The organism is Fibrisoma montanum (assembly GCF_003583365.1).
Lineage (GTDB): Bacteria > Bacteroidota > Bacteroidia > Cytophagales > Spirosomataceae > Fibrisoma > Fibrisoma montanum.
Genome location: NZ_QXED01000018.1, coordinates 43,058 through 65,611 on the forward strand (window position 1 = coordinate 43,058; position 22,554 = coordinate 65,611).

At 49.5% G+C, this 22,554-nt stretch carries 25 protein-coding genes; 14 read left to right on the forward strand and 11 right to left on the reverse strand.

The window, feature by feature from the left end; genetic code table 11:
- Nucleotides 1-26: 26 nt before the first annotated feature.
- From DYU11_RS31935 to DYU11_RS31950, 4 genes are all read right to left on the reverse strand, one after another.
- Entirely contained in the window at nt 27-605 is a 579-nt protein-coding gene (locus DYU11_RS31935) for a hypothetical protein (protein WP_119671817.1), read from the reverse strand.
- 37 nt (nt 606-642) lie between these two features.
- Entirely contained in the window at nt 643-1,029 is a 387-nt protein-coding gene (locus DYU11_RS31940; protein WP_119671818.1) for a hypothetical protein, read from the reverse strand.
- Nucleotides 1,030-1,048: 19 nt separating this feature from the next.
- Nucleotides 1,049-2,020, reverse strand: a complete 972-nt coding sequence (locus DYU11_RS31945) for a tyrosine-type recombinase/integrase (protein WP_119671819.1) — start codon at nt 2,018-2,020, stop codon at nt 1,049-1,051.
- A 99-nt stretch (nt 2,021-2,119) separates the two neighbouring features.
- A complete protein-coding gene (locus DYU11_RS31950) occupies nt 2,120-3,274 on the reverse strand; it encodes a replication initiation protein (protein WP_119671820.1) in 1,155 nt (384 codons plus the stop codon).
- A gap of 728 nt (nt 3,275-4,002) precedes the next feature.
- Between DYU11_RS31950 and DYU11_RS31955 the strand changes: the two genes are divergently transcribed.
- Nucleotides 4,003-4,815: a hypothetical protein gene (locus tag DYU11_RS31955; RefSeq protein WP_119671821.1), complete on the forward strand. Its 813-nt coding sequence runs from the start codon at nt 4,003-4,005 to the stop codon at nt 4,813-4,815.
- Between the two features lie 148 nt (nt 4,816-4,963).
- On the opposite strand, the gene DYU11_RS31960 is transcribed toward DYU11_RS31955, so the two are convergent.
- A complete protein-coding gene (locus DYU11_RS31960; protein WP_199736861.1) occupies nt 4,964-5,944 on the reverse strand; it encodes a PDDEXK nuclease domain-containing protein in 981 nt (326 codons plus the stop codon).
- A gap of 491 nt (nt 5,945-6,435) precedes the next feature.
- Here DYU11_RS31960 and DYU11_RS31965 point away from each other — a divergent pair, with 491 nt between their 5' ends.
- The 8 genes from DYU11_RS31965 (at nt 6,436) to DYU11_RS32000 (ending at nt 12,033) form a co-directional block, all read left to right on the forward strand.
- On the forward strand, nt 6,436-7,143 hold the full coding sequence (locus DYU11_RS31965) for a low molecular weight phosphatase family protein (RefSeq protein WP_119671822.1): 708 nt from the start codon (nt 6,436-6,438) through the stop codon (nt 7,141-7,143).
- Nucleotides 7,144-7,203: 60 nt separating this feature from the next.
- Nucleotides 7,204-7,530, forward strand: a complete 327-nt coding sequence (locus DYU11_RS31970; protein ID WP_119671823.1) for an ArsR/SmtB family transcription factor — start codon at nt 7,204-7,206, stop codon at nt 7,528-7,530.
- A gap of 64 nt (nt 7,531-7,594) precedes the next feature.
- Entirely contained in the window at nt 7,595-8,467 is an 873-nt protein-coding gene (locus DYU11_RS31975; RefSeq protein ID WP_119671824.1) for an arsenite methyltransferase, read from the forward strand.
- Nucleotides 8,468-8,483: 16 nt separating this feature from the next.
- The gene (locus DYU11_RS31980; protein ID WP_119671825.1) at nt 8,484-8,924 is read left to right on the forward strand and encodes an arsenate reductase ArsC; all 441 of its coding nucleotides are present in this window, start codon (nt 8,484-8,486) and stop codon (nt 8,922-8,924) included.
- Nucleotides 8,925-8,933: 9 nt separating this feature from the next.
- Nucleotides 8,934-9,365 carry an arsenic resistance N-acetyltransferase ArsN2 gene (arsN2, locus tag DYU11_RS31985; RefSeq protein WP_229366159.1) on the forward strand — a complete coding sequence of 144 codons (432 nt, stop codon included), beginning with the start codon at nt 8,934-8,936 and terminating at the stop codon, nt 9,363-9,365.
- Nucleotides 9,366-9,384: 19 nt separating this feature from the next.
- Nucleotides 9,385-10,107, forward strand: a complete 723-nt coding sequence (locus DYU11_RS31990) for a protein-tyrosine-phosphatase (protein ID WP_147368094.1) — start codon at nt 9,385-9,387, stop codon at nt 10,105-10,107.
- Nucleotides 10,108-10,147: 40 nt separating this feature from the next.
- The gene (arsB, locus tag DYU11_RS31995; RefSeq protein ID WP_119671827.1) at nt 10,148-11,236 is read left to right on the forward strand and encodes an ACR3 family arsenite efflux transporter; all 1,089 of its coding nucleotides are present in this window, start codon (nt 10,148-10,150) and stop codon (nt 11,234-11,236) included.
- On the forward strand, nt 11,233-12,033 hold the full coding sequence (locus DYU11_RS32000) for a metallophosphoesterase family protein (RefSeq protein WP_119671828.1): 801 nt from the start codon (nt 11,233-11,235) through the stop codon (nt 12,031-12,033). Before arsB ends, DYU11_RS32000 begins: the two co-directional genes overlap by 4 nt.
- A 19-nt stretch (nt 12,034-12,052) precedes the next feature.
- On the opposite strand, the gene DYU11_RS32005 is transcribed toward DYU11_RS32000, so the two are convergent.
- Nucleotides 12,053-13,231, reverse strand: a complete 1,179-nt coding sequence (locus DYU11_RS32005) for a transposase (protein WP_119671829.1) — start codon at nt 13,229-13,231, stop codon at nt 12,053-12,055.
- 601 nt (nt 13,232-13,832) lie between these two features.
- Between DYU11_RS32005 and DYU11_RS32010 the strand changes: the two genes are divergently transcribed.
- Nucleotides 13,833-14,168 carry a YnfA family protein gene (locus DYU11_RS32010; RefSeq protein WP_199736863.1) on the forward strand — a complete coding sequence of 112 codons (336 nt, stop codon included), beginning with the start codon at nt 13,833-13,835 and terminating at the stop codon, nt 14,166-14,168.
- Nucleotides 14,169-14,182: 14 nt separating this feature from the next.
- Here DYU11_RS32010 and DYU11_RS32015 read toward each other — a convergent pair whose 3' ends face one another.
- Nucleotides 14,183-14,617: a hypothetical protein gene (locus DYU11_RS32015; protein WP_147368095.1), complete on the reverse strand. Its 435-nt coding sequence runs from the start codon at nt 14,615-14,617 to the stop codon at nt 14,183-14,185.
- 66 nt (nt 14,618-14,683) lie between these two features.
- Here DYU11_RS32015 and DYU11_RS32020 point away from each other — a divergent pair, with 66 nt between their 5' ends.
- Genes DYU11_RS32020 through DYU11_RS33755 form a run of 4 tightly spaced genes read left to right on the forward strand, consistent with a single transcriptional unit; the run spans nt 14,684 to nt 16,333 of the window.
- The gene (locus DYU11_RS32020) at nt 14,684-15,079 is read left to right on the forward strand and encodes a MerR family transcriptional regulator (protein ID WP_119671831.1); all 396 of its coding nucleotides are present in this window, start codon (nt 14,684-14,686) and stop codon (nt 15,077-15,079) included.
- Between the two features lie 41 nt (nt 15,080-15,120).
- The gene (locus DYU11_RS32025) at nt 15,121-15,504 is read left to right on the forward strand and encodes an ArsR/SmtB family transcription factor (protein WP_119671832.1); all 384 of its coding nucleotides are present in this window, start codon (nt 15,121-15,123) and stop codon (nt 15,502-15,504) included.
- 25 nt (nt 15,505-15,529) lie between these two features.
- Complete coding sequence (gene merTP, locus DYU11_RS32030) at nt 15,530-16,120, forward strand: mercuric transport protein MerTP (RefSeq protein ID WP_119671833.1); 591 nt, start codon at nt 15,530-15,532, stop codon at nt 16,118-16,120.
- Between the two features lie 3 nt (nt 16,121-16,123).
- Nucleotides 16,124-16,333: a GDCCVxC domain-containing (seleno)protein gene (locus tag DYU11_RS33755; protein ID WP_119671834.1), complete on the forward strand. Its 210-nt coding sequence runs from the start codon at nt 16,124-16,126 to the stop codon at nt 16,331-16,333.
- A 412-nt stretch (nt 16,334-16,745) separates the two neighbouring features.
- On the opposite strand, the gene DYU11_RS32040 is transcribed toward DYU11_RS33755, so the two are convergent.
- From DYU11_RS32040 to DYU11_RS33895, 4 genes are all read right to left on the reverse strand, one after another.
- Nucleotides 16,746-18,728 carry a heavy metal translocating P-type ATPase gene (locus DYU11_RS32040; RefSeq protein ID WP_119671835.1) on the reverse strand — a complete coding sequence of 661 codons (1,983 nt, stop codon included), beginning with the start codon at nt 18,726-18,728 and terminating at the stop codon, nt 16,746-16,748.
- Nucleotides 18,729-18,735: 7 nt separating this feature from the next.
- Nucleotides 18,736-19,362, reverse strand: coding sequence for a hypothetical protein (locus tag DYU11_RS32045; RefSeq protein WP_119671836.1), 627 nt, complete (start codon nt 19,360-19,362; stop codon nt 18,736-18,738).
- Between the two features lie 14 nt (nt 19,363-19,376).
- Complete coding sequence (locus tag DYU11_RS32050; protein ID WP_119671837.1) at nt 19,377-21,584, reverse strand: TonB-dependent receptor; 2,208 nt, start codon at nt 21,582-21,584, stop codon at nt 19,377-19,379.
- A 616-nt stretch (nt 21,585-22,200) separates the two neighbouring features.
- The gene (locus tag DYU11_RS33895; protein WP_262697206.1) at nt 22,201-22,332 is read right to left on the reverse strand and encodes a hypothetical protein; all 132 of its coding nucleotides are present in this window, start codon (nt 22,330-22,332) and stop codon (nt 22,201-22,203) included.
- Nucleotides 22,333-22,554: the final 222 nt, after the last annotated feature.

The window sequence follows — 22,554 nt, forward strand, 5'->3', positions numbered from 1 at the left end:
CGTGTAACAAGTTCTCTACTCATTCATTAAAAAAGAGGTATGCCGAAATCGTATCCGGCTTCATCTTCATGCTTAATAAGCTGTCGTAGTAGGAGTTCAGGATCAATCAGTGATAAGATATAATCCCCCCAATTAGCCGAATTACCAAATCGCTTATCCTCAGCGGGTAGCTCATCCAACTTTATGTGGTTGGAAGGTTGTGCGTTGATGCCGTAATTCTCAAAGAATTTAAGCAACTGATGCAGTTGCAGCGCTTTGGCGGGAGGGCGACCTGCTAGCCTAAAGACAGGATTCCGTAATGCCGTACCCACGTACTCTTCATCCTGCCAGTCACGAATGCCCCAAAAATGGAGCAGGTTAATTTGACGATAATGAGGCAGGTTCAGGTAAAACAAGCCGAAGTGACGCTCTTTACTGTACCATTGGTTGCGAAAGTGCTGACGAAGGTCCTTCATGGCATTTTCATCCTCACCCAACACAACGGGCGATATAGCTCGTAAATGAGCAAAACCATCTTCTAAAGGCATTTGCTCCAGAGTCCGGTAGGCGCGGATGAAATGCAGAATCTCATCCACAGGTATAGGTTTAATGGGCTGTTTGATCATAGCAATCTATTAAGATACTAGTTAATTTACTGTATGATTATCCGTCGTTGAGGGGCGGCATTTTTAGTTTTGACGAATCGTTGTAAAGAATCCAGTCGTCGGCAAACTTTGGCTTTTCCTCATGATGAAACCGCTTCAATGACCAGATTTGAGCATACTCGATTCGGATGCGTTCGTGTTCAGCCGGTAGTTTATTTTTCAAAATGACATCAATTAGCATCGCGTTATCCTCGAAAACGGGATTCCATAGCGCATCGTAATCAATATACAAAGGTGCTTGCCACCAACGGGTTAGGTTACGGTCAGTAGGTGGCAAAACATCGAAATAATTCGAGTACAGCCAATAACCGCATTGTGGATCTTTGATATCCTCAATCATTTGCTTCAATAAACCCGGCAGTGCTGATTCGTCGGTGGTTGTCATTCGGTAAAAGCGGTGATCGTTATAGTCCTAACTTCATAGCGGCATTATGCTTGACGACCTGCTGCACTCTTGTATAACGGTCGATCATCGTTCGGGTTCGGTGTTTGGTCTGCTGCATGATCTGCGAGTCATCGGCCCCGTTGAGTTTGGCGATGGTCACGAACGAGGCCCGATGCGAGTGCGCCGAATACTCATCGCCGATATATTCTTTAGTTGTTCTGGCTACCTGTTTGTCCGACAGCCGGACGGTCGTCACCCGCTCCCCTTTTCGGATTCGGACGAATAACGGCCCTATCTGACGATCCAGTAGATTGATATAATCCTGCAACGCTCTAACCGGACACGTATCCGGGTCAGGGCTAAAGAATAAGGCTTTTTGCTCCGTTTTACCGTACTGGTTGGTTTTGCTGCCCTGGTAGGTTAGCACGGCACCATCACGGGTAAACTGTACGCCCTCTACGTTAAGAGCGACTAACTCGGATCGGCGAAAGGCACCGGCAAAGCAGACCAGCAACAACGCCCGGTCACGTATTCCTGATGGTGTCGCTGGAATGTGCCGAATTCTATCTTTATACGCTGTAATGTCGAAAGCCGCAGCCTGATTCGGTTCAGTCCCGATACTCCGCTTAATCCCTTCCAATACGACTTTGACGGCCTCCTCCCCGCCCGGATCAGGATGCTGGTGCAGCCGGTGCCACTTGCGGATGGTGGCCAGTCGGCGGGATACGGTTGCCCATTTATGACGGGTGGCCAGGTCCGACAGATAAGTAGCTAATGTCGCTGGTGTTAGCGGCAGCATTGGCAGACTATGTTGGGTCAACCAACTTTCCAAGTGTTCAATATCGGAGACATAAGCGGTTTGGGAATTGGTCGCACCTTCAATCCCTTTTTTAAAGAAGGCGGCCGTTTGCCCAGCTAATTCCTCCTTTGTGCGTAGAATAGTCAGTTCTTTCGGGCTACGTCCACGAGTGAAAATACGAGTATCGCTCATCTTGGGTCAAAGATAATGATAAACTATTACGTCCGATAATGTTTAATTATTGGACGTAATAATCTGATTGTGGGTAAGCGCGTTCCTTTTTCTTCCCTTCTATTCTTCCCGAGTCTGTTCAGTTCTTTGTGATGATTGGTTAGCTTTCTCTATTCCTTTCTTCTTGTAATTAAAAACGCTTTGCGCTACATAGGCTTCAGGGTCTTTGTCGGCAAAACCATATTCTGCATACAAGTTAGCCCGAAGAAACGCTTTCAATAGTTCGCCATTTTGGAGAACTGATTTTTTCTGTTGGTGCGTGAACGAGGGGTAGTACTGACTCAACTGATTGCCGGCATAGGATATGACTTCGGCAATATCCAACTGCATCAACTCATCTAAGCGTTGTTTCATCTCTGCCTTCTTGGTCTCTTTCTCTAACTCGTCAGGTGGGGTTTTCGTCTGAATTCTAAATTCGATACCAGCCACGGCCCTGCCCTGCATTACTGGTTCATACGTTACTGTCAGATTTGTGTGTTCGTTGATCTGCCGTAATGACAAATCGATCACGCGCGTTCGGAACGCTGAGTAATTCGCATAGGATTTCTCATGAGCACCAATAAGCTGCCGGAGTTCGACCAAACCGATGCGCCAGATGCCCGTATTCCGAAAACGAGCCAGGTTGGTAAATAACAACTGTGCATATTCACTACTGAGGATTAACGCATCTTCATATCCATATTGCGCGTATCCGCTGCCCAGATACAGAAAGACAGGTATGACAGCATGGTACATCGTTAGTTCAATCACGCCTTTCTTTGGCCAGTACTCAGCCATCGGAAATACGACTACGTTCGTGTATTTGCCACTCTCATCCTCCCAATTAATTTTTCGCTTCTGGATCAGTTCAACTACCTTTTTTATGGATGAGTTGGGATGGCCCTTGATAACCTCGGAGTAATGAAACCTGAATTTGAGTTCCTCATAAGGCTTGATCTTCACTTTATCGACAGCCTGAATGTTGCGAATTTCACGCAGGACAAGCCAGTAGAGACGACGCTCGAAGAAACCAAACTCGGTCGTGCTGGTTAAAAGTTTCAGCGGTTCCCGGATCAGAATTGTCTTGTTGTTCGGTGTCCGAAGCACAATAGTTTCGGGATTCACCTCAACAGGAGCCGTTATGGTAGTACTCTCGAAAACTAACGAGAGCTGGTTATTAGAGAGTTGGAGCGACTGGGCGGCATTCCGCTGATTGGGATTTGATTGCTTACGCATTGCCTAACAAATTATAGCTGATACAAGGTAAAGGGTTTTATGTTCCTAACAAACACTTTTTCAGTTGTTATAGATAAATGACTGATTTACAGCATATTTATCCTAAAGTATTCTTGAAAACATAGGTTAAATCACTCACTTTCAGTTCGTTTTCGACTATTATCTGTTAGGGTAAATGTGTTATTTGACGTCAGTACCAATACTTACGCACAGAGTTTGTAGGTTATTTCTGTGTTTTGTCTAATTTTTTAGAGTCTTGGTAATATATAAAGACAAAGACCAGTATGAAGTAGGTACGCTGTTTTTCGACTATCATCTGTTAGGCTCAAGACTATTATCTGTTAGGGTGATGACTATAATCTGTTAGGTTCGGGACTACTATTTGTTAGGCTACGACTATTGTTTGTTAGGCTTCTGCTATTATCTGTTAGGCTACGACTATTATCTGTTAGGGATAGCCAAGTTATCCACATACAATACATTAATTTACAGATAGTTACGACAGATTTCCACAATCTATAATATCTTATTATCTAATCTATCATTCTAAAATGATTTTTATAATTTAAATATAAGTAAGATTATAAGGTCATGTAGGGGTAAAAACAGAACTGCCATTACTGAAATAAGGCTGGAAATTGAAAAATCATAAAAATAATTAGTGGAGAAAAGATTTAAGTTTCCCTTAAAGGGAAATATATTTGCATTAAACCTTTTGCTAAACTAACATGGAAGAACAACCCTCACATACCAAACGGAAGCATTACGATCCGCAGACCTACGCTCGTTTGCTGGCAGAGTTCACACAACTAATGGAAGAAGTCCCGAAGCTAAGGCCAGACCGTGATGCCTGGGATATTGAAGGTGACTGGGCGGCCACCGGTACTATCTTCTTTGTCGATGCCATTCATCAGCCTTTATTTGAGACGATTCGCAGATTTGATTGTCGGACGATCAAGTTAGTCAACTTTGGCCAACCGGCTGTGCGTATCACATTTTACCGTAAGCATCGGTATTGGTTGTTAAAGGACAAAGATTTACCAACAGACAAAAAGATAGAGCAGATTCAGGCTCATATCAATGACCTTACTGTCAAGGCTGAGGTTTTAAAGTCGAAGCTTGACAAAATGCCAGCCCCTAAACGAGCCGAATCGAAAGGGCAGATAGGACTGTATTGGGAGCAGGTTAGTACGTGGCGTAACATCCTGGCCAGCCCGGAACAATATGAGGTCGCCGTATCCAACTATAGTCGGCAACACTTCTACGTCACGGTCAATTATAAATACCGACTACCATCGGGTGATTATACAAATGAACAGGAACATTTGCTCAACACGCAACGAGACCGATTAGGCAATATCACGCAGGTCCGTTACAATATTCTGTTTGTTGATCCAGTCGAGATTTTTCGTGAACACCCCTACCAGAACCGGGAGGTTGAAGGTTATTTGAACAATTTTTCAATTAAATCGGAAGGTGGTAGGCATACTATTTATGCTCGGCTACGGCCTGAAACTGATGCAATAAATACATTTTTGTAAATTATTTTTCTGTGATAATAATTAATTACTATCACAGTAAAATAATTTATCAATGTTTTGTGATAACATTATCATTTCAATGTATGGTGTTTTCAGCGGAATTACCCTATTTACTGGTATGGCCCTCCCATCAAAACAGGGTAAAATCTTAGCCAGATAACTCATCGTCGGGGCCTTCTTCCTTACGCAACCGCTCCTCGATTTCCTCGATAGATGGTAGTGTGCTTTTGAGATTGTCGGGTAGGGACTCCATTAACCGATACTCGGTGATACCAATTGGTTTGTGAAAATCCCGTAACGCATATTCGGCAATCAACTTGTCGTGTCGGCGGCAGATAAGCAGGCCGATAGTCGGATTGTCGAACTCACCCCGAAGCTGATCGTCCACCGCCGACAGATAGAAGTTCAATTTACCGACGAATTCTGGCTCGAACTCGACCACTTTCAGGTCGATGACTAAGTAGGAGCGCAGTTTGAGGTGATAGAACAACAAGTCGATGGCAAATTCCCGATCTGAAACTTCGATTGGGTATTGCCGACCAACGAAAGAAAATCCTTTGCCAAGTTCCAGTAGAAAACTCGTGATGTGGTTGACCAATCCTTCCTCCAGATCGCGTTCCTTGTATTTTTCAGTCAAGGTGAGAAAATCGAACAGGTACGGGTTTTTCAGCGATTGTTGCGCCAGATCTGACAGCGGTTCGGGCAGGGTGCGGTCAAAGTTTGTAATTGCTTTCCGCGACCGTTGCCGGTAGCCTGACTCAATTTGCTGTACCATCACGTCCCTCGACCAGCCGTTTTCGACGGTTGCCTGTATGTAAAATTGCCGTTCTGCGGGGTCTTTTACCTTGTCCAGTAAGGTGAGGTGATGATACCAAGTCAATTTTGCAAGCGGCACTTGCAAAATTGGCTTTTCACCAAACGGATCGTCAGGATAGGCAGCCGCGAACGATTTCATATACCGCAGATTCCGGGGCGACATACCCTTCATGTTCGGAAATTCTGCTTTGAGATCGGCTACTAAGCGGACGACGACCTTCTGCCCCCACCCCTGCTGTTTTTCCTGCTCCAGTATGATTTTACCGATTCGCCAGTACAGGGCATAACCAAACAAAAAGGGTAAATCTTTCACTTGTGCCCAATAATCAAAAATGGCACACTTAATTCATCACCATAGCAAATAAAACGAATGTTATAGAGCGCTATTTCGTCTCACAAACTCAGCTAAAATGAGAGATTTTTGGTTTGATTAGTGATATGACATTTTGAGACTTAATCTAGTATGGATTGTCTTGGCCAAGACAATCAAACTCCATGTCTCTTTAAATGGGCGTTTAAAGAGACACATAGAGATTAATTGATCTGTTAAAAGACTATCAAATTTTTAGTTTTGTTGTAGCTGGTCGAAAAATACTTATCGCTTCAACGCTCAGATTCAAACTGCTACGATCGGTGCACTTGGTTAGGGCTATGGAAAGTTATGGTTGGGTTTCTTTCCGTAAACAGGTAAGATATAGTCGAACGAGCGATTCCTATTGAATTTCACACGAATACTAAATTAATCGTAACTTTACGATGAAAACCAATTTTGTGTTTGTAAGTGATAATTTATAAGACTGTGCTATGAAGCTTTTCAGCCTACTTCCAATAAGCTTACTATTTATAACCGCCATTTTGTTGGGTAATGCTCCCGACAAAAAGACGGAATTGAATGGTCCTTTAGTGACCTATATCAATGGCATCAAACAAGATTTTTCAAAAATCCCGCAAGACCGCAAAGCTGAATTGGACAAAATAGTGGAGTTTATTCAACTCAAAGTAAACGCCAAAGAGCCTGTCCAATTAACCTACATCTGTACGCACAATTCCCGACGCAGCCATTTTGGCCAATTGTGGGCAGCCACAGCCGCTGCTTACTATGGCGTGCCCAGGGTGAAAACCTTCTCAGGCGGAACCGAAGTCAGTGCCTTTAATGAACGAGCGATTGCGGCTTGCAAACGAGCGGGATTCGACATTGCCAAAGTGTCGGAAGGGCCAAACCCGACCTATGCCGTCAATTACGCGTCTGGCATAGAACCCATCAAAGCATTCTCAAAAAAATACGATGACGCTAGCAATCCCCAAAGCAATTTCCTGGCGATTATGACTTGCTCACAGGCCGACAAGGCATGTCCCATCGTGAAAGGCGCAGCGGTACGGGTAGCGACGCCCTACGACGATCCCAAAGCCTTCGATGGTACTCCCCAGGAAACCGCCAAATATGACGAGCGGTGCAAGCAAATTGCCACGGAAACTTTTTACGTTTTCTCCAAAGTGAAGGTGGCGATCTAATCGACAAAAAATTTATTCATCGTAATATTGCAATGAATAAAAACCTGCTACCTTTGGGGCATGGGACTGACCAAAACCGAAATATTCACTGAAGAGCAAAACCGCATCGCGGATCTGGCGAAAGCATTTGCGCATCCTGCACGGGTGGCCATTCTGCAATTGCTGATTGCCAAGAAAGCCTGCGTTTGTGGTGATCTGGTGGACGAGCTGAATTTGGCCCAAGCGACCGTATCCCAGCATTTGAAAGAACTGAAACGCATCGGCATCATTCAGGGCGAAATCAATCCACCCCGCGTATGCTACTGCATCAATCCCCCCGTATGGGAGGAAGCCCAACGCGCATTCGGGGCCTTGTTTGACACGTTTGTGCCTGTGACCTGCTGCTAGTCAACGGCAGGTATTTTTTTGCCTGAATCAATCGTAATATTACAATATACCAATAGGAAAGCATATGGAAACCGCCGAGCAAATCAAAGAAGTCGTGCGCCAGAAATACGGTGCGATTGCTGAACAACCGACCGACGGCCCGGCCGATGCCAATGGCTGCTGTGGCCCCACCTCTTGCTGTGGGCCTGAAACCGTCGCCAGCGTGCCCATTGATATGACCGTGGGCTATGACGAGCTGAAAGGTTACGTCGCCGAAGCCGATTTGGGATTGGGTTGCGGCTTGCCCACGCAATTCGCGCAAATCAAGCCAGGTGACACCGTGGTGGATCTGGGATCGGGCGCAGGCAATGACTGCTTTGTGGCCCGTGCCGAAACCGGCGAAACGGGCCGCGTGATCGGCCTGGACATGACCCCGGCCATGATCGACCGTGCCCGCAAAAACACCAAGACGCTCGGATTTACCAACGTCGAGTTCGTCTATGGCGACATCGAGGACATGCCATTGCCGAGCAATCTGGCTGACGTGGTGGTGAGCAATTGCGTGATGAACCTAGTTCCCGACAAACAAAAAGCCGTGGCCGAAACCTTCCGCATTTTAAAGCCCGGTGGTCATTTCAGCATCTCCGATATCGTGCTGAAAGGGGAGCTGCCCGCAGGCTTGCAACAGGACGCCGAACTCTATGTGGGTTGCGTCTCGGGTGCCATCCAGAAGAGCGAGTATTTGCAGCTCATCCAGGAGAACGGTTTTACCAACATCACCGTGCAGAAAGAGCGGGAAATCGCCTTGCCGGATGATGTGCTGAAAAACTATCTGTCGGCCGACGAAATCGCCGATTACCGCCAACAGGACAAAGGTATCTACAGCGTCACGGTGTTTGCTCAAAAGCCCGAAGAAGCGGCCAAAGCGGCTTGCTGCCCTCCCGGTTGCTGCAACTAAATCCAATCAATCAGCCATGAAAAAAATCCTAGTGCTTTGCACGGGCAATTCCGCCCGCTCTCAATTGGCCCAAGGTTACCTGCAATATTTTGCCGGTGATCGGGCGGAAGTTCTCAGTGCCGGAGTGAACCCCAAAGGGGTGAATCCGCTGGCCGTTCAAGTGATGGCCGAAGACGGCATCGACATTTCGCATCACACATCGAATCATGCCGACGAGTACGTGCATATTCCCTTCGATTACGTCATCACCGTTTGCGACAATGCCCGCGAGCAATGCCCGTTTTTCCCCACAGTGGGCGAACGCATTCACCAGAGCTTTCTCGATCCTGGCCACACCGCGCCGGCGGACCGGCCAGGCGAAGACGCATTGACCTCCTTCCGCCGGGTGCGGGATCTGATCAAAACCTACAGTCAGGAATTCATCGCCAGCCGTTTGGGCGAAGCCGTCCCGCAATAAATGATGGCCATGCAGATCGAACCCGCGCAACTGGCCGATACTGAGGCCGTCATTGCCCTGCTAGAGCAAGGGCACCTATTGACCGAGGATTTGCCAACCGGCCTTCCTGGTTTTGTCATTGCGAAATACGAGCAAACCCCCGTTGGGGTGGCTGGTCTGGAACGCTTCGGCCCGGTGGGCCTGCTGCGTTCGGTGGCGGTCGATCCGCATCACCAGGGCAAGCAGATAGCCGCCCAACTGGTCGGCCGTTTGCTGGAATCCGCCCAGGCATCCAGCCTGCAAGAAGTGTATCTCATCACTAATACGGCCGACCACTATTTCGAGCGGCATGGTTTCCAAACCGTCAACCGCCAGGAAGTGCCTGCGGCCATCCAACAGACGCAGCAATTCAGCGAACTATGTCCGTCATCGGCCATCGTCATGAAGCGCAGCTTAAACTAAATCCGCCATGAAATGCACATTGATTGCCCTTCTTCTTCTCGGTGGCATTGGCCTGTTGGCCTTCCGTCTGCCTTTGAATTCCAGGCCCCAAGCCAAGCTTTACCCCGCTTTGGCGGAGTACCTGAAGAGTGCCAAAAAGGATCTGGAAACGATACCCGCGTCACGGCGTGCCGAGCTGGATAAAATTGCGCTGTTCATTCAGAACAAACGCATCATGGATAAGAATGCGAACCTGCTTTTCGTGAGTGGGGACAATGCCCGCCGTAGCCTGCTGGCCCAGGTATGGGCGCAGGTTGCCGCCGATTATTTGGGCGTCGAAAACGTACATGCATTTTCGGGTGGCAACATCGCTTCCACGGTTGCCCCGACGATTCAAAAAACACTGGAAAAAATTGGTTTCCAGGTCAACCCGGTGACCTTGAGCGGGCAACCAGCTTATGAATTGCGATTCGATGAAAAGCAGCCTGCTTTGACGCTGTTCTCGAAAGTCTATACCGACCAGGCCAACCCCAAAAATAACTTCGGGCTGATTCTCACCTGCGATCATACGGAATGCCCTGGCCCGGATGGGCCAACCGACCGCATCGCCAAATCCACGGTGCAAGGCCCCGCTTTTAAAATCACCCTGCCCTACACGCCCCCACGCACGGCGGAAGGGCAAGCCAACGAAGCCGCTGTCTATGATGCCCTGAACCGGCAGATAGCCACCGAAATGCTGTATTTGTTTAGCAACGTTCATTAACCCACGGAGCCAGGTCGGTGCATAGCCGACCTTTTTTTATATGAATCCAACTATTGTTCCCCCAGTTAACCGGCCAAAGCTTTCCTTTCTGGATAGCTACCTGACGCTGTGGATTTTCCTGGCCATGCTGATCGGTGTGGGCATCGGGTATTTCTTCCCGCAGTCGCAGAGCTTCATCAACCAATTCAATTCGGGATCGACCAATGTGCCTCTCGCCGTTGGCCTGGTGCTAATGATGTATCCACCTTTGGCAAAGGTGCGTTATGACGAGCTGCCCAAGGTATTTGCCAACACCAAAATATTGGGCCTTTCACTCGTACAAAACTGGATCGTCGGCCCTTTGCTCATGTTCGGTCTAGCGGTCATTTTCCTACCCGACAAGCCCGAATACATGACCGGCCTTATCATGATCGGCATTGCCCGATGCATTGCGATGGTGATTGTCTGGAACGACCTGGCGGGCGGTGATGGGCTGTACGCGGCTGGGCTGGTTGCCTTCAACAGCATTTTCCAAGTGCTGTTCTATTCGGTCTATGCCTGGCTGTTCATCACGGTGCTACCGCCCCTGTTCGGACTGCACGGATACGAGGTGAATATCACCATCGGCGAAGTGGCCAAAAGCGTGTTCATTTATTTGGGTGTACCCTTCCTGGCAGGCATGTTTTCGCGGATCATTCTCACCCGTTTGAAAAGCCTTCACTGGTACGAGCAGACGTTTTTGCCTGCCATCAGTCCCATCACCCTTATCGCACTTCTGTTTACGATCGTGGTCATGTTCAGCCTGAAAGGCCAACTGATCGTGTCCATTCCGCTCGATGTGCTGCGCATCGCCATTCCCCTGACGATCTATTTTGCCATCATGTTCTTTTCGGCCTTCTATCTCTCGAAGCGAGCCGGTGCGGATTACGCGAAATCTACCTCGCTCGCTTTCACCGCAGCCGGGAATAATTTCGAGCTGGGCATTGCCGTTGCCATCGCCGTTTTTGGCATCAATTCGGGTGCTGCCTTTGCCGCTGTGGTGGGGCCACTGATCGAAGTGCCGGTGCTAATTCTGATGGTCAATTTTGCCCTGAAACAACAACACAAATTCGATCTCCACTACAAAAAGACGTTTCAAAAACACGCATGAAAATTGCCCTGTTTTCCGACATTCACGCCAACTTGCCCGCACTGGAAGCGGTGTTGGCCGACATTGACAGCCGCCAGCCTGACGCGGTGTATTGTTTAGGTGATCTGGTCGGCTACAACATTTGGCCGAACGAAGTCATCGCCACCATTCGCCAACGTGGGATTCCCACCATCGCCGGGAATTACGATTACGGCATCGGCCGCAGCAGTGACGATTGCGGATGTGCCTACCGTGAAGAAGACGAAAAGGCGATGGGCAAAGTCTCTATTGCCTACACCAACAAAACCGTGGGTGATTCTGAACGGCAGTATCTACGCACCTTGCCGACCCATATTCGGGTCGAATTCGAGTTGGGCAACGATCCGGCCCACCTCTGGCAACAACAAACCCCGGTGACTTTGTTGCTGGTACATGGAAGCCCCCGACGCGTGAATGAATATCTGTTCGAGGATCGGGGCGACCGGAGTTTGGGGCGTGTGCTGGAAGGAGCCAGTGCCGACATTCTATGCTTCGGACATACGCACAAACCCTTTCACAAAGTGGTCAGTGCCGAAGCTACAGGCGCAGAAACTTATTGGCGTCATGCCATCAATATCGGATCGGTAGGCAAGCCAAAGGACGGCGACCCCCGCGCCTGCTATGTCATCCTGACGATTGACGAAACCGCCCGCCCTGGTTCAGCGGATGGAGTTCAAGTGGAATTCGTGCGGGTTGCCTACGATGTGGAGAAAGCCGCCCGTGCGGTCGAGGAAAGTGAATTGCCCGATCCTTACGCGGACATGCTGCGCCGTGGTTAATTACCCGAAAATACATGAGTCATCCCGAAGTTTGGGTGATGGTTTGGTAAGTAGTTAGTAGAGCCGCCAAGGCGGCTCGTAGTCGATAAAGCGGTGTCAGTGCAGACTGGCACCGCTTTCCGGTTCGATGGCACCAACTTCGTAGCAAAGCCAGGCGATAAGCATGCTGGTCGATCACCAGCAAGGACAGCAGGAAGGCATACACCAGAGCCACCATCATCATCAGCTTGAGCCGGTTTTCCCAGAACCAGAGCCGGGGCGACTGAAGGGCCAGTTCACTCTTGGAAAAGCGCCAGCAGGCCTCAATCTGCCACCGACGTGCGTAGGCCAGCACAACTGACCATACTACATCCGCCTGATCACAGGCTTGATTGGTCAGCAGATACCAAGGCTCCCGGCCCTTGCCCAGTCGGGAGACGACTAGCCACAAGGCTTGGTCGGGGTAGTCAGCATGAGTAACGGCCAGCGCCAGCGCTGAGCCTTGCCGCCACTGCTGTTGATGGGCATCCCACACCCGGCGACGAACCTGTGTGGCCCGCCCCCGGGCGATCTGCCAGGCCGCCCGCCGACCCTTTTCGTCGACTAACTGATAGCGTTTGGGCCAGCGGAGGACAAAGCCCACCCGCTGGGTAAGTAACTCCCCCAGCCAGCGTTTACCGGCATAGCCCCGGTCGAATACATGCCAGAGTTGCCTGCCAAAAGCAGTTATGGACTGCATTAACAAGGCCGACTGTAGACTGAAGCGGTCCTGAGCGTACTCACCCCGGGTGGTATACCAGCGAAAGAAAGCAATCATGGGATGGGTCTTCAAGCCCGCCAGTAACAGCCCCATCCACTCGAAGCCGGGTACGTGCACGGGGCGTCCGCCGGGTGGATTGAAAAACCCCGGCTTGAGCCGCTTGAGCCGTTTGGCTTTGCTACTACGGACGGCACATAGCCCTTGGGCTTTAAGACTTTCAGGCTTTTCAAGCACACTTTCATCCCAGAGTATGATACAGGTCTGTTGCTGATCCTGGAGTTGTTGGGCCCGTTGCTGAGCCTTTTCCAGCAGGAAGGTCTCGATCAGGGTGTGCTCCCAGGTCTTGGATCTGAGCAGGTTACTGATTCGTTTGGTGCCCGCCGGGGCGTGTTGTTCACCGAGCAGTTTTCCTCCTAACTCGCTCAGCAACAACCCCATACTGTTATGGCGAAAGCGCATCAGGCAACCTAGTAGCCCCCAAAAGATGTTGACCAGTCGTCGGTCTGCCTGCTGATCAAGCCGATCCAGTAGGGGTTGGACAAAATCGGGTAGTTTTGCCGTTTCGTACAAAATCCGTCACTTGGACGGCCTTAACTATACAACATATTGATTGTCAACTAATTTAGGTAAGAAAGTCGGTTTCATAAAACAAAATTCAAAATGGTTAATGAACCTACTTTTTGGCCCTATTTTTTGGCTTAATCCGAATAGTCAAGTTGCTAATTAACTGTGGTTCAGAAAGGTGTGACTTTTTGAACCTTGACTTTTAAAAGCCGTTTAGTCAATCAAATCAGTCAAGTGACGGATTTTGTACGAAACGGCAAAACTACCCAAAATCATGGAGCAGGTCATAAAAATAGCCTGCCTGTTGCTTGACATCGTCGGAGGTAGGTCCGACTTTTACAGCGTCTTTGGACATAAGAAAACCTTCCGGTTAGTAGTTCGCACCACTAAACTCGGAAGGTTTTTGCTTTTAAGCCAGCTCCCATCAAACTCCGGGATGACTCATGTGTAGGATTGTCCCGAACTTTCGCCGAAAGATTCTCTAGTTTTACGAACGATGCTGATCCCCGTTTTAAAATCCATTTTAGTGTTTATCCTGGCGGGACTTTGCGAGATCGGAGGTGGTTACCTGGTCTGGCAATGGATGAAGGAAGGGAAACCAATCTGGTACGGTATTGTCGGCGGGATTATCCTGGCAGGCTATGGTATCGTGGCCACATTCCAACCCGCCGGATTTGGGCGCGTGTACGCCACCTACGGTGGATTCTTTATTGTCATGGCCCTGCTTTGGGCTTGGAAGGTAGATGGATTCCGCCCAGACAGATACGATATTATCGGCGCGCTCATTGCGTTAATTGGGGTATGCATCATCTATTACGCACCCCGGAATTAATTTCAAAGGCCAGCCTAACGAACGGTGCGCTTATCGAGTTTGTCGAGTTCCATCACCAGATAGACCATTTCCTTGGTTTCGACTGAATCGCCCATCTCCAGAGAAATCGGCCCTTCTTCAGGCTGAAAGGTCAGGTGCAACACTAGCCACGGGCAGCAGAGCCGCTCGAATTTGATGAATTCGGCTAGGTCGCCAATGATGGCACTATCTGTTCCCTGAAATACTAGCTCGTAGCTCTTGGTATGCTCCACGGCACGCGACACCTTTTTAAAAAGCGTCTGGTGTAATTCATTCATTCGCTTGATCTGGTCTTTGTCCGTGAGCTTGCAGGCCAGGGCGATTTTCTTTTTTAAAGCAGTTTCGGTTTCCATCGACTTAGTTGTTTTTGCTTGAGCCAAGCAGACCAGCGCGAGTAACCAGGCGAACCCAGTAAGCAGGAGTGATTTCATGGTTTTTCTGGTAAATTTAAACGGTGGAGTATAGTCCACTGTCAAGCGTTTCACCGAAAAATAATTATGCTCATCGGAATCATTGCCCATGAATCGGGCTTTTCCCGCGACACGATCCGGTATTACGAAAAAATCGGTTTGCTACGCTTGCCCAAACGAGCTAGACGAGAAAACAACTACAAGGAATATTCACCGGCTATTTTATCCCGGCTTCGGGCGATCAAGGAATTAAAGAATATTGGCTACACGCTGGCAGAAATTCAGCAGGTCATTATGTCCTATGAAACCGGTGGTCTGGACTGCCTCGCCGGTAAAGCCCAAGTGCTAGAAAAAGTCCGGCTGATCGACCAGCAAATCACTCAACTGTTAGCGATTAAACAACAGTTGTTGGAAGCCGTTGTCGATTGTCCCAATCATTGCAAAATCACCGCTATTCTGGATAATACCCTAATAGGTATTTAAGAATTTGCTTAAATAAGCAAATTGCTTAGCTTTGTTTCGAAATGGAAAATTCGTCAAACTGTGTCCGCGTTTTTGCCGATCAAGAACAGATTCGCCAATGCACCGAGAAAATAAAACAGGCCGAGCCGGTCTTTGACCGATTGGCTCAGGTGCTGAATTTGGCAGGCAATGCCAACCGGCTCAAAATTATTTACCTGCTGCAGGAAGAAAGCAATTTGTGCGTTTGCGATTTGAGCGACATTTTGGGCATGAGCATTCCCGCTGTTTCCCAGCATTTGCGCAAGCTCAAAGATGCGCAGTTGATCCAGGCTCGCAAAGTCGGCCAAACCGTTTTTTATTCCTTACGGGAAGAATCAACCGGCATCTTACATTCTCTGTTAGAACACCTCGAAACGATGCAAACCACCCCTTTGTTGGCTGCTTAGTCCAGGGCAATAACGATCATAAGCTATGAAACTCGCCGGATTGACCGGGCTACTCACTGCCTTTGTTTCTTCTCTCTGTTGTACCGTCCCTTTGCTCACTTTGCTGGTGGGTGCCACTGGATCGGCTGGTGGATGGGCCTGGTTGGAACCTTTGCGGCCTTACAGTATCGCGCTCACGGTGGGCGCGTTGGGTTGGGCCTGGTACGAACAACTAAAACCCCAAAAAACGATGGCATGTCATTGCGAAACGAAGAAAACCGCCTTTTGGCAAACCAAAACCTTTTTGGGGGTAGTAACAGGTATGGCATTGCTGCTGCTGGCTTTCCCGTCCTACTCGAACTTCCTATATCAGGATAAGAATCAAGCGACCGTGCAGCCCGCGCAGGCAGGCCCGCAACAAGTGGCGTATGTGACCATCAAGGGCATGTCCTGCGAAGGTTGTGAGCATCACATCAAGCAGGAAGTTACCAAGATCAAGGGAGTTTCGGCGGTGGATGTGTCGTACCAGAAAGGCGCGGCAACCGTGAAATACGACAGCAAAAAAACTTCCCTCGCCGACATCAAAAAAGCGGTGGATGCCACTGGCTACAAAGTCACCAGCACCAAAACGCTCTAAGGCATGACCGTCACACTCGAATCCGTGATTACCTGCCCAAATTGTGGCCACCAGGCAACGGAGATCATGCCGACTGATGCTTGCACCTATTTTTATGAATGCACCTCCTGCCACACCCTTCTAAAGCCGCTGGCGGGGGATTGTTGCGTATTCTGCTCCTACGGGTCAGCGAAGTGCCCCCCGATCCAAGAGCAAAAGAGCTGTTGCGCCTGAATGAGAAAACCCGCGAAAGCGGGTTTTCTCATTCCTCAAGTGTTCAACTATAAACGGGCGTTTATAGTTGAACACTTCTTTTAAAGGATATTGACCTTGTCTCAAGAAAGGCTCGTGGCTGTTGCACAACTCACTAAAAGTCGGAAATGCCGTTCAAACAGTGGACTTCATGGACTTAATGATAAAGTTTTCAAGGCTTTAGCTGTGCTTATTAGCCATCGAAGTCAGCGGTTTGAGAGTTGTGCAACAGCCACGCTCCTCCTTGAGACGAGGAAATGTTCATGAATCGGCTCCCGCATGAGACGAAGAAGTATTCAAATATCTACTCATTAATTCGGGCATTTTAAGCGATGGACATTCAATAAATCAAATACCTACTTAAAGCCGCAGGCGAATATGCTTGACCTGATGCTTAGAATTTCATGTTTTGAATTCGTACAGCGTTTAAAATAGCTAACATGGCTACACCCACATCGGCAAACACGGCTTCCCACATAGTTGCTAGCCCACCAGCGCCTAGCAGGAGCACAATGGCTTTGACAACCATTGACAAGGTGATGTTTTGCCAGACAATCCGGCGGGTAGCCCGGCCAATCTCGACTGCCGTGGCGATTTTGGCCGGTTCGTCGTTCTGAATTATCACGTCGGCAGTTTCGATGGTGGCATCCGAGCCGAGTCCGCCCATCGCCATTCCGACATCGGCCAGCGCGACCACCGGCGCGTCGTTCACACCATCACCGACAAAAGCTAACTTTGCTTTTGGGTTAGTGCCTTGTTCACCTTTTAACCGCTCGACCTCACGAACCTTGTCTTCAGGTAACAAATCGCCGTGCCATTCGTCTACGCCTACCTGTTTGGCGACGGCTTCCACAACTGCCGCTTTATCGCCCGACAGCATCACAGTGCGAATTCCATCGGCTTTCAGGCGTTTGACGGCATCAGTGGCATCGGCTTTTACTTCGTCGGCGATTGTGAAATAGCCCGCAAACGTTCCATTTATTGCCGTCATGACGATTGTAAACGGAATTTGTGTGAGGGCTTCATTAAATGATACATTAAATTTGCGAAGTAGTTTAGCATTACCGGCTAATACCTCTTTCCCTTCGACGGTTCCTTTCAGTCCATGTCCGGAAATTTCCTCTACGTTTTCAACGGTCGCGGTTTCGTACCCTTTTCCAGCATAGTCAATGATGGCAGTGGCAACCGGGTGGGTCGATTTGCTTTCCAGCGCGGCTGTTAACCGGGCCAGTTCTGCTGCGTCCATGCCAACGGGTTTGACTTCCTGAACCTTAAAAACGCCTTTAGTTAGCGTACCCGTCTTATCTATGACGACGGTTTTGACTTGTGTCATCAAGTCCAGAAACACAGAACCTTTGAACAGAATACCCTGCTTTGATCCGGCACCAATACCGCCGAAGTAACCCAGTGGAATAGAGATCACCAGCGCACACGGACAACCGATGACCAAAAAGACCAAACCCCGATACAACCAGTCGCGGAATTGATAGTCGGCGACGAAGAAATACGGTACAATGGTAACTAGTAAAGCCAGTGCACAGATAGCTGGGGTATAGACTTTGGCGAAGCGGGCAATAAACTCCTGGGTCTGCGCTTTCCGGCCTGTGGCCTGTTGCACCAGCTTCAGAATCCGAGACAGCTTTGAATCCTGATAGGGCGTAGTCACATCCATCTCGACTAATGACTGCCGGTTAATCATACCTGCCAGTACCGCTTCGCCTTTCTCAATGGTGCGGGGCACGCTTTCCCCCGTCAGGGCTGCCGTATCGAACGTACCTGAGGGAGAACGCATGGTGCCATCTAGCCCTACTTTTTCGCCTGCTTTGATCTGAATCACATCGCCAACGGCCACTGTTGCGGCTTTTACGGTTTGCGCCTGCCCGTTTTTGAGTACCGTCACCTCGTCGGGACGTACATCCAGCAGGGCTTTGATACTGCGACGTGCCCGCAGTACGGCGGCATCCTGAAACAACTCGCCGATGGTATAAAACAGCATGACAGCCACGCCTTCAGGATATTCGCGGATACCAAACGCGCCGAGCGTGGCCACGCCCATCAGGAAAAATTCGGTAAATACATCACCGTTCAGAATGCTACTCCAAGCCCGTTTTAGCACCGGCCAGCCAACGGGCAGGTAGGCCGCCACGTACCAGATAAGCCGGATAGGATCTTTAAACCAGCTTAATTTGACAGAATCCAGCGCAATGCCGCCCAGCAACAGTACCAGACTGATAGCAGCCGGGGCGTAGGTACGCCAGGTTTGTTCAGGGCCTTTTTTAGTCGGAGCTGCGTCGGCTGCGGGCGTGGTGCCTTTCTCGATCAGTTCCACATCATCATGGTTGTGACCGTCTTCGTCGTGGGTATGATCGTGTGCCATAGTATGTTTAGAATTCAATAAAAAAGTTAAGTACTGCCAGCCCAAAAAGCGTCAGACCGGTAATCAGGTTTTCGTTATGTTCAAACCAATGTGGGTTAATCTGTTGTAAACTCCGTCGTCCTAGGGTCACCATCAGAAGCATCCCCGTTAAGGTAACCACGTTATAGATCAGCGCGACCAACAAGACTACCTCCCAGCCTTTTGCTCCCGCACTAAGAAAATAGGCTTCAATTTCCAGACAGGGCGATAGAAACATGGCTAGCCCCAGCGACAAAAGCAGTGCTGAAAATGAACGTGCCTTGCGTACCAATCCGGCGTCGATGTGGTCATGTACATGACGATGGCGCAGATGTTGCATCAAATACCATACACCCAACGCGAGCAGGAGCAAAGGAATGGCCTTTTCCGAAAGGTCGTGGTAATTCTCCGCCAACTGCCATCCCGCCAAACTTACCAATACGCCCAGCAGCGTTGTGCTGACGGTATGCGCCAGTCCCGCAATAGCCGTTATGATCAACGTTTGCTGAAGACTCCACCGTTCCGTTTGGCCGATGGTTACAAATGGAAGCCAATGGCTGGGAATCAATGCATGAAGCAGGCTAAGCGTCAAACTGCCCATAACAAGTGCTTCCATGATTAGATTGAGCTTTAATGGAGAAATAATTTAAGCCCACCATTGGCCACGAATCCTTCTAAAGGGGCCCATACCTCCCGGAAGGAAGGTCGGTTGAGGGGAGGGAGAATGACAGCCTGGTAACGATCCTGACGGATATCAAGCATGTTTTCAAAGTTGACAAACACGCTAAAGTGCTTCCATCGGCGTTCACCCATGAGGCCCATCAGCCAGTAAGAACGCGAAGTCTCCCCGGTCGAAAGCGGTTTGGGACCAATGTAGTAGGCTTCCAGGCCTAACCGAAATTTACCTTCCAATTCGTACACCGCAACCAGATTCACCCGGTGTTTGGCCGTTAGCGGAATGGCACTATTAAATTCGGCCCCGCTGTAACGTCTACGCGTATCCACCAAACTATAGCCAGCATAAAGCTTAAAGGCTTCATAGCTCAGGCGCAGATTGGTTTCCAGCCCCCGACTGTCGATTGGCCCGTTGGCGTTGGTGAATTGATACCCGGCCGTACTTGGTCCAGGTGTAATAATGGCCGGAATATCCAGCACTAGGGCATGATTCAGCTTGGTATAAAAGAAAAGCTGATTGATCGACACATCGATGATATCGAACAAGGTCGTGCGATAATTTACATCAAAATTACCCCCAATGGACGTTTCTGCCTGAGCAGTAGCTTGATCAATCGGGCGTACGTTGCGAAAGGCGACGCTTTCGGCATCTTCGGTAAAGATGGTCGGTGCTTTATAACCCAACCCCCCACCAAGCCGGGAGGTCAAACGGTCGGACAGTTTGAACAGGGCTGACACCCTTGGCAGCGCAAAGAAGCCGAATCGGTTATGATAGTCTCCCCGCAATCCCGTTTCTAATGTAAGCCAGGGACGCACCGTGTAATCATTTTGGGCGAAGGCTCCCATCGTCACGTATTGGTAATTGCGTCCCAGGCTGGATGCCCCCTGCCCGGCCCCATCTTCGGTAAACTGTTCGGTCCAGAGATTGCCCCCTCCGATCCATTCCGCCCGCGTACCGGTATGGGTGTAACTGGCTTCCGTGAAGCTGGCCACCTGGTGACCGGCAAAGCGATAATCGGGTTGCGAAATAACCCGGTTGAAGTAACTCACGCTGTTTTTTAGCGTCAGAATAGAACGCTCAAAACGCTTATCGAATTGGAGCTGTGAGGCCAGCCGATCCGAACGGTTACGCTCGAAATATTGATGGGTGTTATCGGTTCGGCCATCAAGCACTTGCATATCTCCGCCGATGCGGTTTTCCCAATTACCCATTGCCCCCACCGTCAGCGTAGCCGTAGGATTGAGGTAGACGTAAAGCCGGGGATTGACCGTATAGCGCTCGTAGTTAGGCAAAGCGGAAAATCCGGTTTTGCCGGGATCGTACTCGCGTTGGGTGTTGCGGGCCGTGAACATGGTTACGCCAATCTTTTCCCACTTCTGACCCCAAAAACCGCTCAGGTCGAGGCCCCGCGCCGTGGTGCCATTGAGCATAAAACTAAGCTCCCGTTCGGCGGTTGGTCGTTTGGTAATCAGGTTGACCAGGCCCGCAATGGCCCCGCCCCCGTAGAGCGTCGATGCCGAGCCTTTGATGACTTCGACCTGCCGCAGATTTAGCGGAGGAATTTGTAAAATGCTCAAGCCAGCGGCAAAGCCAGAATAGAGTGGCAAACCATCCTGTAAAATCTGGGTGTACCGCCCATCCAAGCCCTGAATGCGAATGTTCGCGTTCGCTGATACGGGCGAAGTTTGCTGTACCTGAATGCCAGTGCTTTCGTTGAGCTGCATCCGAATGTCACCCGGTCGCATATTAGCCTTTTCTTCCAGTTCTTCGCCGGTAATGGCTTCGATCCGGGTGGGAATGTCATTAATGCTGCGATTGCTGCGCGTCGAAGTCACCACCACTTCTTCGAGTTCTTCCCCTTCGACTTGCCGGAGTTTCACGACCAGGGAATCATTACCGGGAAGCGTCAGGCTATCGGTTTGGCTTTCATAGCCGACAAAGGAACAGGTGAGCGCATAGCGCCCCGCTGTTGGGACGGCCAGCACCAGCCGCCCGGAGGTATCCGCAGCGGCCCCGATCCGGCCAGGATTTAGCAGGGCGGTTGCCCCGATCAAGGGTTTGTGGGTTTCGGCATCCTGAATCAAAACGCGCAGGGAGCTTTGCCCCCAGGCTATGGGTATTGTGGAGAGTGTCAACCAGAGTGACACAATGAGCGATTTCATGAAAGAGATGTTTTTTAGTTAGCAATAGTCGCCCGGCCAGTCAGAGGCCGACCAGAACGAACAAAAAGAGAGCTAACCCAAACGGGGAGGTTGCCAGATCCGCCCCGGTACATCGAGCGTATGCGGAGCCTGGTAAGAAGTCAGCACTGCCAGAATGAAGGGTGAAACGGCCATGATTGCACCGATTAATTGCGGAGCTTGCGGCAGGGTGCAGCCTGGACAGGTAGCACAGAGGCAGAAGGGCGAACAACCGGCATCATGGCGATGATCGTCTGCGGGTAAAGTTTGTTCAGTGGTGGGCTCATCGGAGCAAAAAGCTTCGCAGGGTAGCCCTGAAAGCACCAGCACATATATTGCCCATATAATCCGCCACAATTTCAAGGCGCAAAGATACGAACGATAGCCGGAAAGGAACAGTCTTTTGTTCACATGTATACGCTCGTATACATGTGAACAAAAGACGAGATTACGCTTTCTTAAGCAAGTAACCATCTACTTACTTATTCTCAAATTACGCTCGTTTGTATAAACTATTTAAAGACAACGCGTCCAAGCTAATTAAGTAGTCGATTCTTGTTTTTTAGGTACAAGTGAAAAATTTGCCCTTTTTGTTTGGTTATGCCCAGTACAGGCCCAGAAATTCGGCGTTGGCTGCTATAGTTGCCCGTAGTTGGGTTGTACGAATCTCGCTTTTCAGCTTTTCAAGTAGCTCGATGTAATCGCCTGGCTGGTTTGTGGCTGGAAGCATTAGGGTTCTAAACGGTCGTATTTAAGTTTAAATATACCAGTTAACTGGTAAACTGGTATACCAGTATCATAAAATTTTGCGGACGGTGTGAAGTGTACCGTCGCCCCGGAAAGGGGCCACGGCGAGAAATAGGACGCGCCAGGCCGAAAAGGCCCCGCGCGGATGTTCGTTTTTGTTATAGAATTGAAGGGAAGAAAAAGACCAGCTTTATCGTTATACTGC

What these genes read in the sequence shown, in the direction of transcription:
- DYU11_RS31935 (WP_119671817.1), bottom strand. Translation starts at nt 605, where the DNA reads ATGATCAAACAGCCCATTAAACCTATACCTGTGGATGAGATTCTGCAT.
- DYU11_RS31940 (WP_119671818.1), bottom strand. Translation starts at nt 1,029, where the DNA reads ATGACAACCACCGACGAATCAGCACTGCCGGGTTTATTGAAGCAAATG.
- DYU11_RS31945 (WP_119671819.1), bottom strand. Translation starts at nt 2,020, where the DNA reads ATGAGCGATACTCGTATTTTCACTCGTGGACGTAGCCCGAAAGAACTG.
- DYU11_RS31950 (WP_119671820.1), bottom strand. Translation starts at nt 3,274, where the DNA reads ATGCGTAAGCAATCAAATCCCAATCAGCGGAATGCCGCCCAGTCGCTC.
- DYU11_RS31955 (WP_119671821.1), top strand. Translation starts at nt 4,003, where the DNA reads ATGGAAGAACAACCCTCACATACCAAACGGAAGCATTACGATCCGCAG.
- DYU11_RS31965 (WP_119671822.1), top strand. Translation starts at nt 6,436, where the DNA reads ATGAAGCTTTTCAGCCTACTTCCAATAAGCTTACTATTTATAACCGCC.
- DYU11_RS31970 (WP_119671823.1), top strand. Translation starts at nt 7,204, where the DNA reads ATGGGACTGACCAAAACCGAAATATTCACTGAAGAGCAAAACCGCATC.
- DYU11_RS31975 (WP_119671824.1), top strand. Translation starts at nt 7,595, where the DNA reads ATGGAAACCGCCGAGCAAATCAAAGAAGTCGTGCGCCAGAAATACGGT.
- DYU11_RS31980 (WP_119671825.1), top strand. Translation starts at nt 8,484, where the DNA reads ATGAAAAAAATCCTAGTGCTTTGCACGGGCAATTCCGCCCGCTCTCAA.
- arsN2 (WP_229366159.1), top strand. Translation starts at nt 8,934, where the DNA reads ATGCAGATCGAACCCGCGCAACTGGCCGATACTGAGGCCGTCATTGCC.
- arsB (WP_119671827.1), top strand. Translation starts at nt 10,148, where the DNA reads ATGAATCCAACTATTGTTCCCCCAGTTAACCGGCCAAAGCTTTCCTTT.
- DYU11_RS32000 (WP_119671828.1), top strand. Translation starts at nt 11,233, where the DNA reads ATGAAAATTGCCCTGTTTTCCGACATTCACGCCAACTTGCCCGCACTG.
- DYU11_RS32005 (WP_119671829.1), bottom strand. Translation starts at nt 13,231, where the DNA reads ATGCGCTTTCGCCATAACAGTATGGGGTTGTTGCTGAGCGAGTTAGGA.
- DYU11_RS32010 (WP_199736863.1), top strand. Translation starts at nt 13,833, where the DNA reads ATGCTGATCCCCGTTTTAAAATCCATTTTAGTGTTTATCCTGGCGGGA.
- DYU11_RS32015 (WP_147368095.1), bottom strand. Translation starts at nt 14,617, where the DNA reads ATGAAATCACTCCTGCTTACTGGGTTCGCCTGGTTACTCGCGCTGGTC.
- DYU11_RS32020 (WP_119671831.1), top strand. Translation starts at nt 14,684, where the DNA reads ATGCTCATCGGAATCATTGCCCATGAATCGGGCTTTTCCCGCGACACG.
- DYU11_RS32025 (WP_119671832.1), top strand. Translation starts at nt 15,121, where the DNA reads ATGGAAAATTCGTCAAACTGTGTCCGCGTTTTTGCCGATCAAGAACAG.
- merTP (WP_119671833.1), top strand. Translation starts at nt 15,530, where the DNA reads ATGAAACTCGCCGGATTGACCGGGCTACTCACTGCCTTTGTTTCTTCT.
- DYU11_RS33755 (WP_119671834.1), top strand. Translation starts at nt 16,124, where the DNA reads ATGACCGTCACACTCGAATCCGTGATTACCTGCCCAAATTGTGGCCAC.
- DYU11_RS32040 (WP_119671835.1), bottom strand. Translation starts at nt 18,728, where the DNA reads ATGGCACACGATCATACCCACGACGAAGACGGTCACAACCATGATGAT.
- DYU11_RS32045 (WP_119671836.1), bottom strand. Translation starts at nt 19,362, where the DNA reads ATGGAAGCACTTGTTATGGGCAGTTTGACGCTTAGCCTGCTTCATGCA.
- DYU11_RS32050 (WP_119671837.1), bottom strand. Translation starts at nt 21,584, where the DNA reads ATGAAATCGCTCATTGTGTCACTCTGGTTGACACTCTCCACAATACCC.
- DYU11_RS33895 (WP_262697206.1), bottom strand. Translation starts at nt 22,332, where the DNA reads ATGCTTCCAGCCACAAACCAGCCAGGCGATTACATCGAGCTACTTGAA.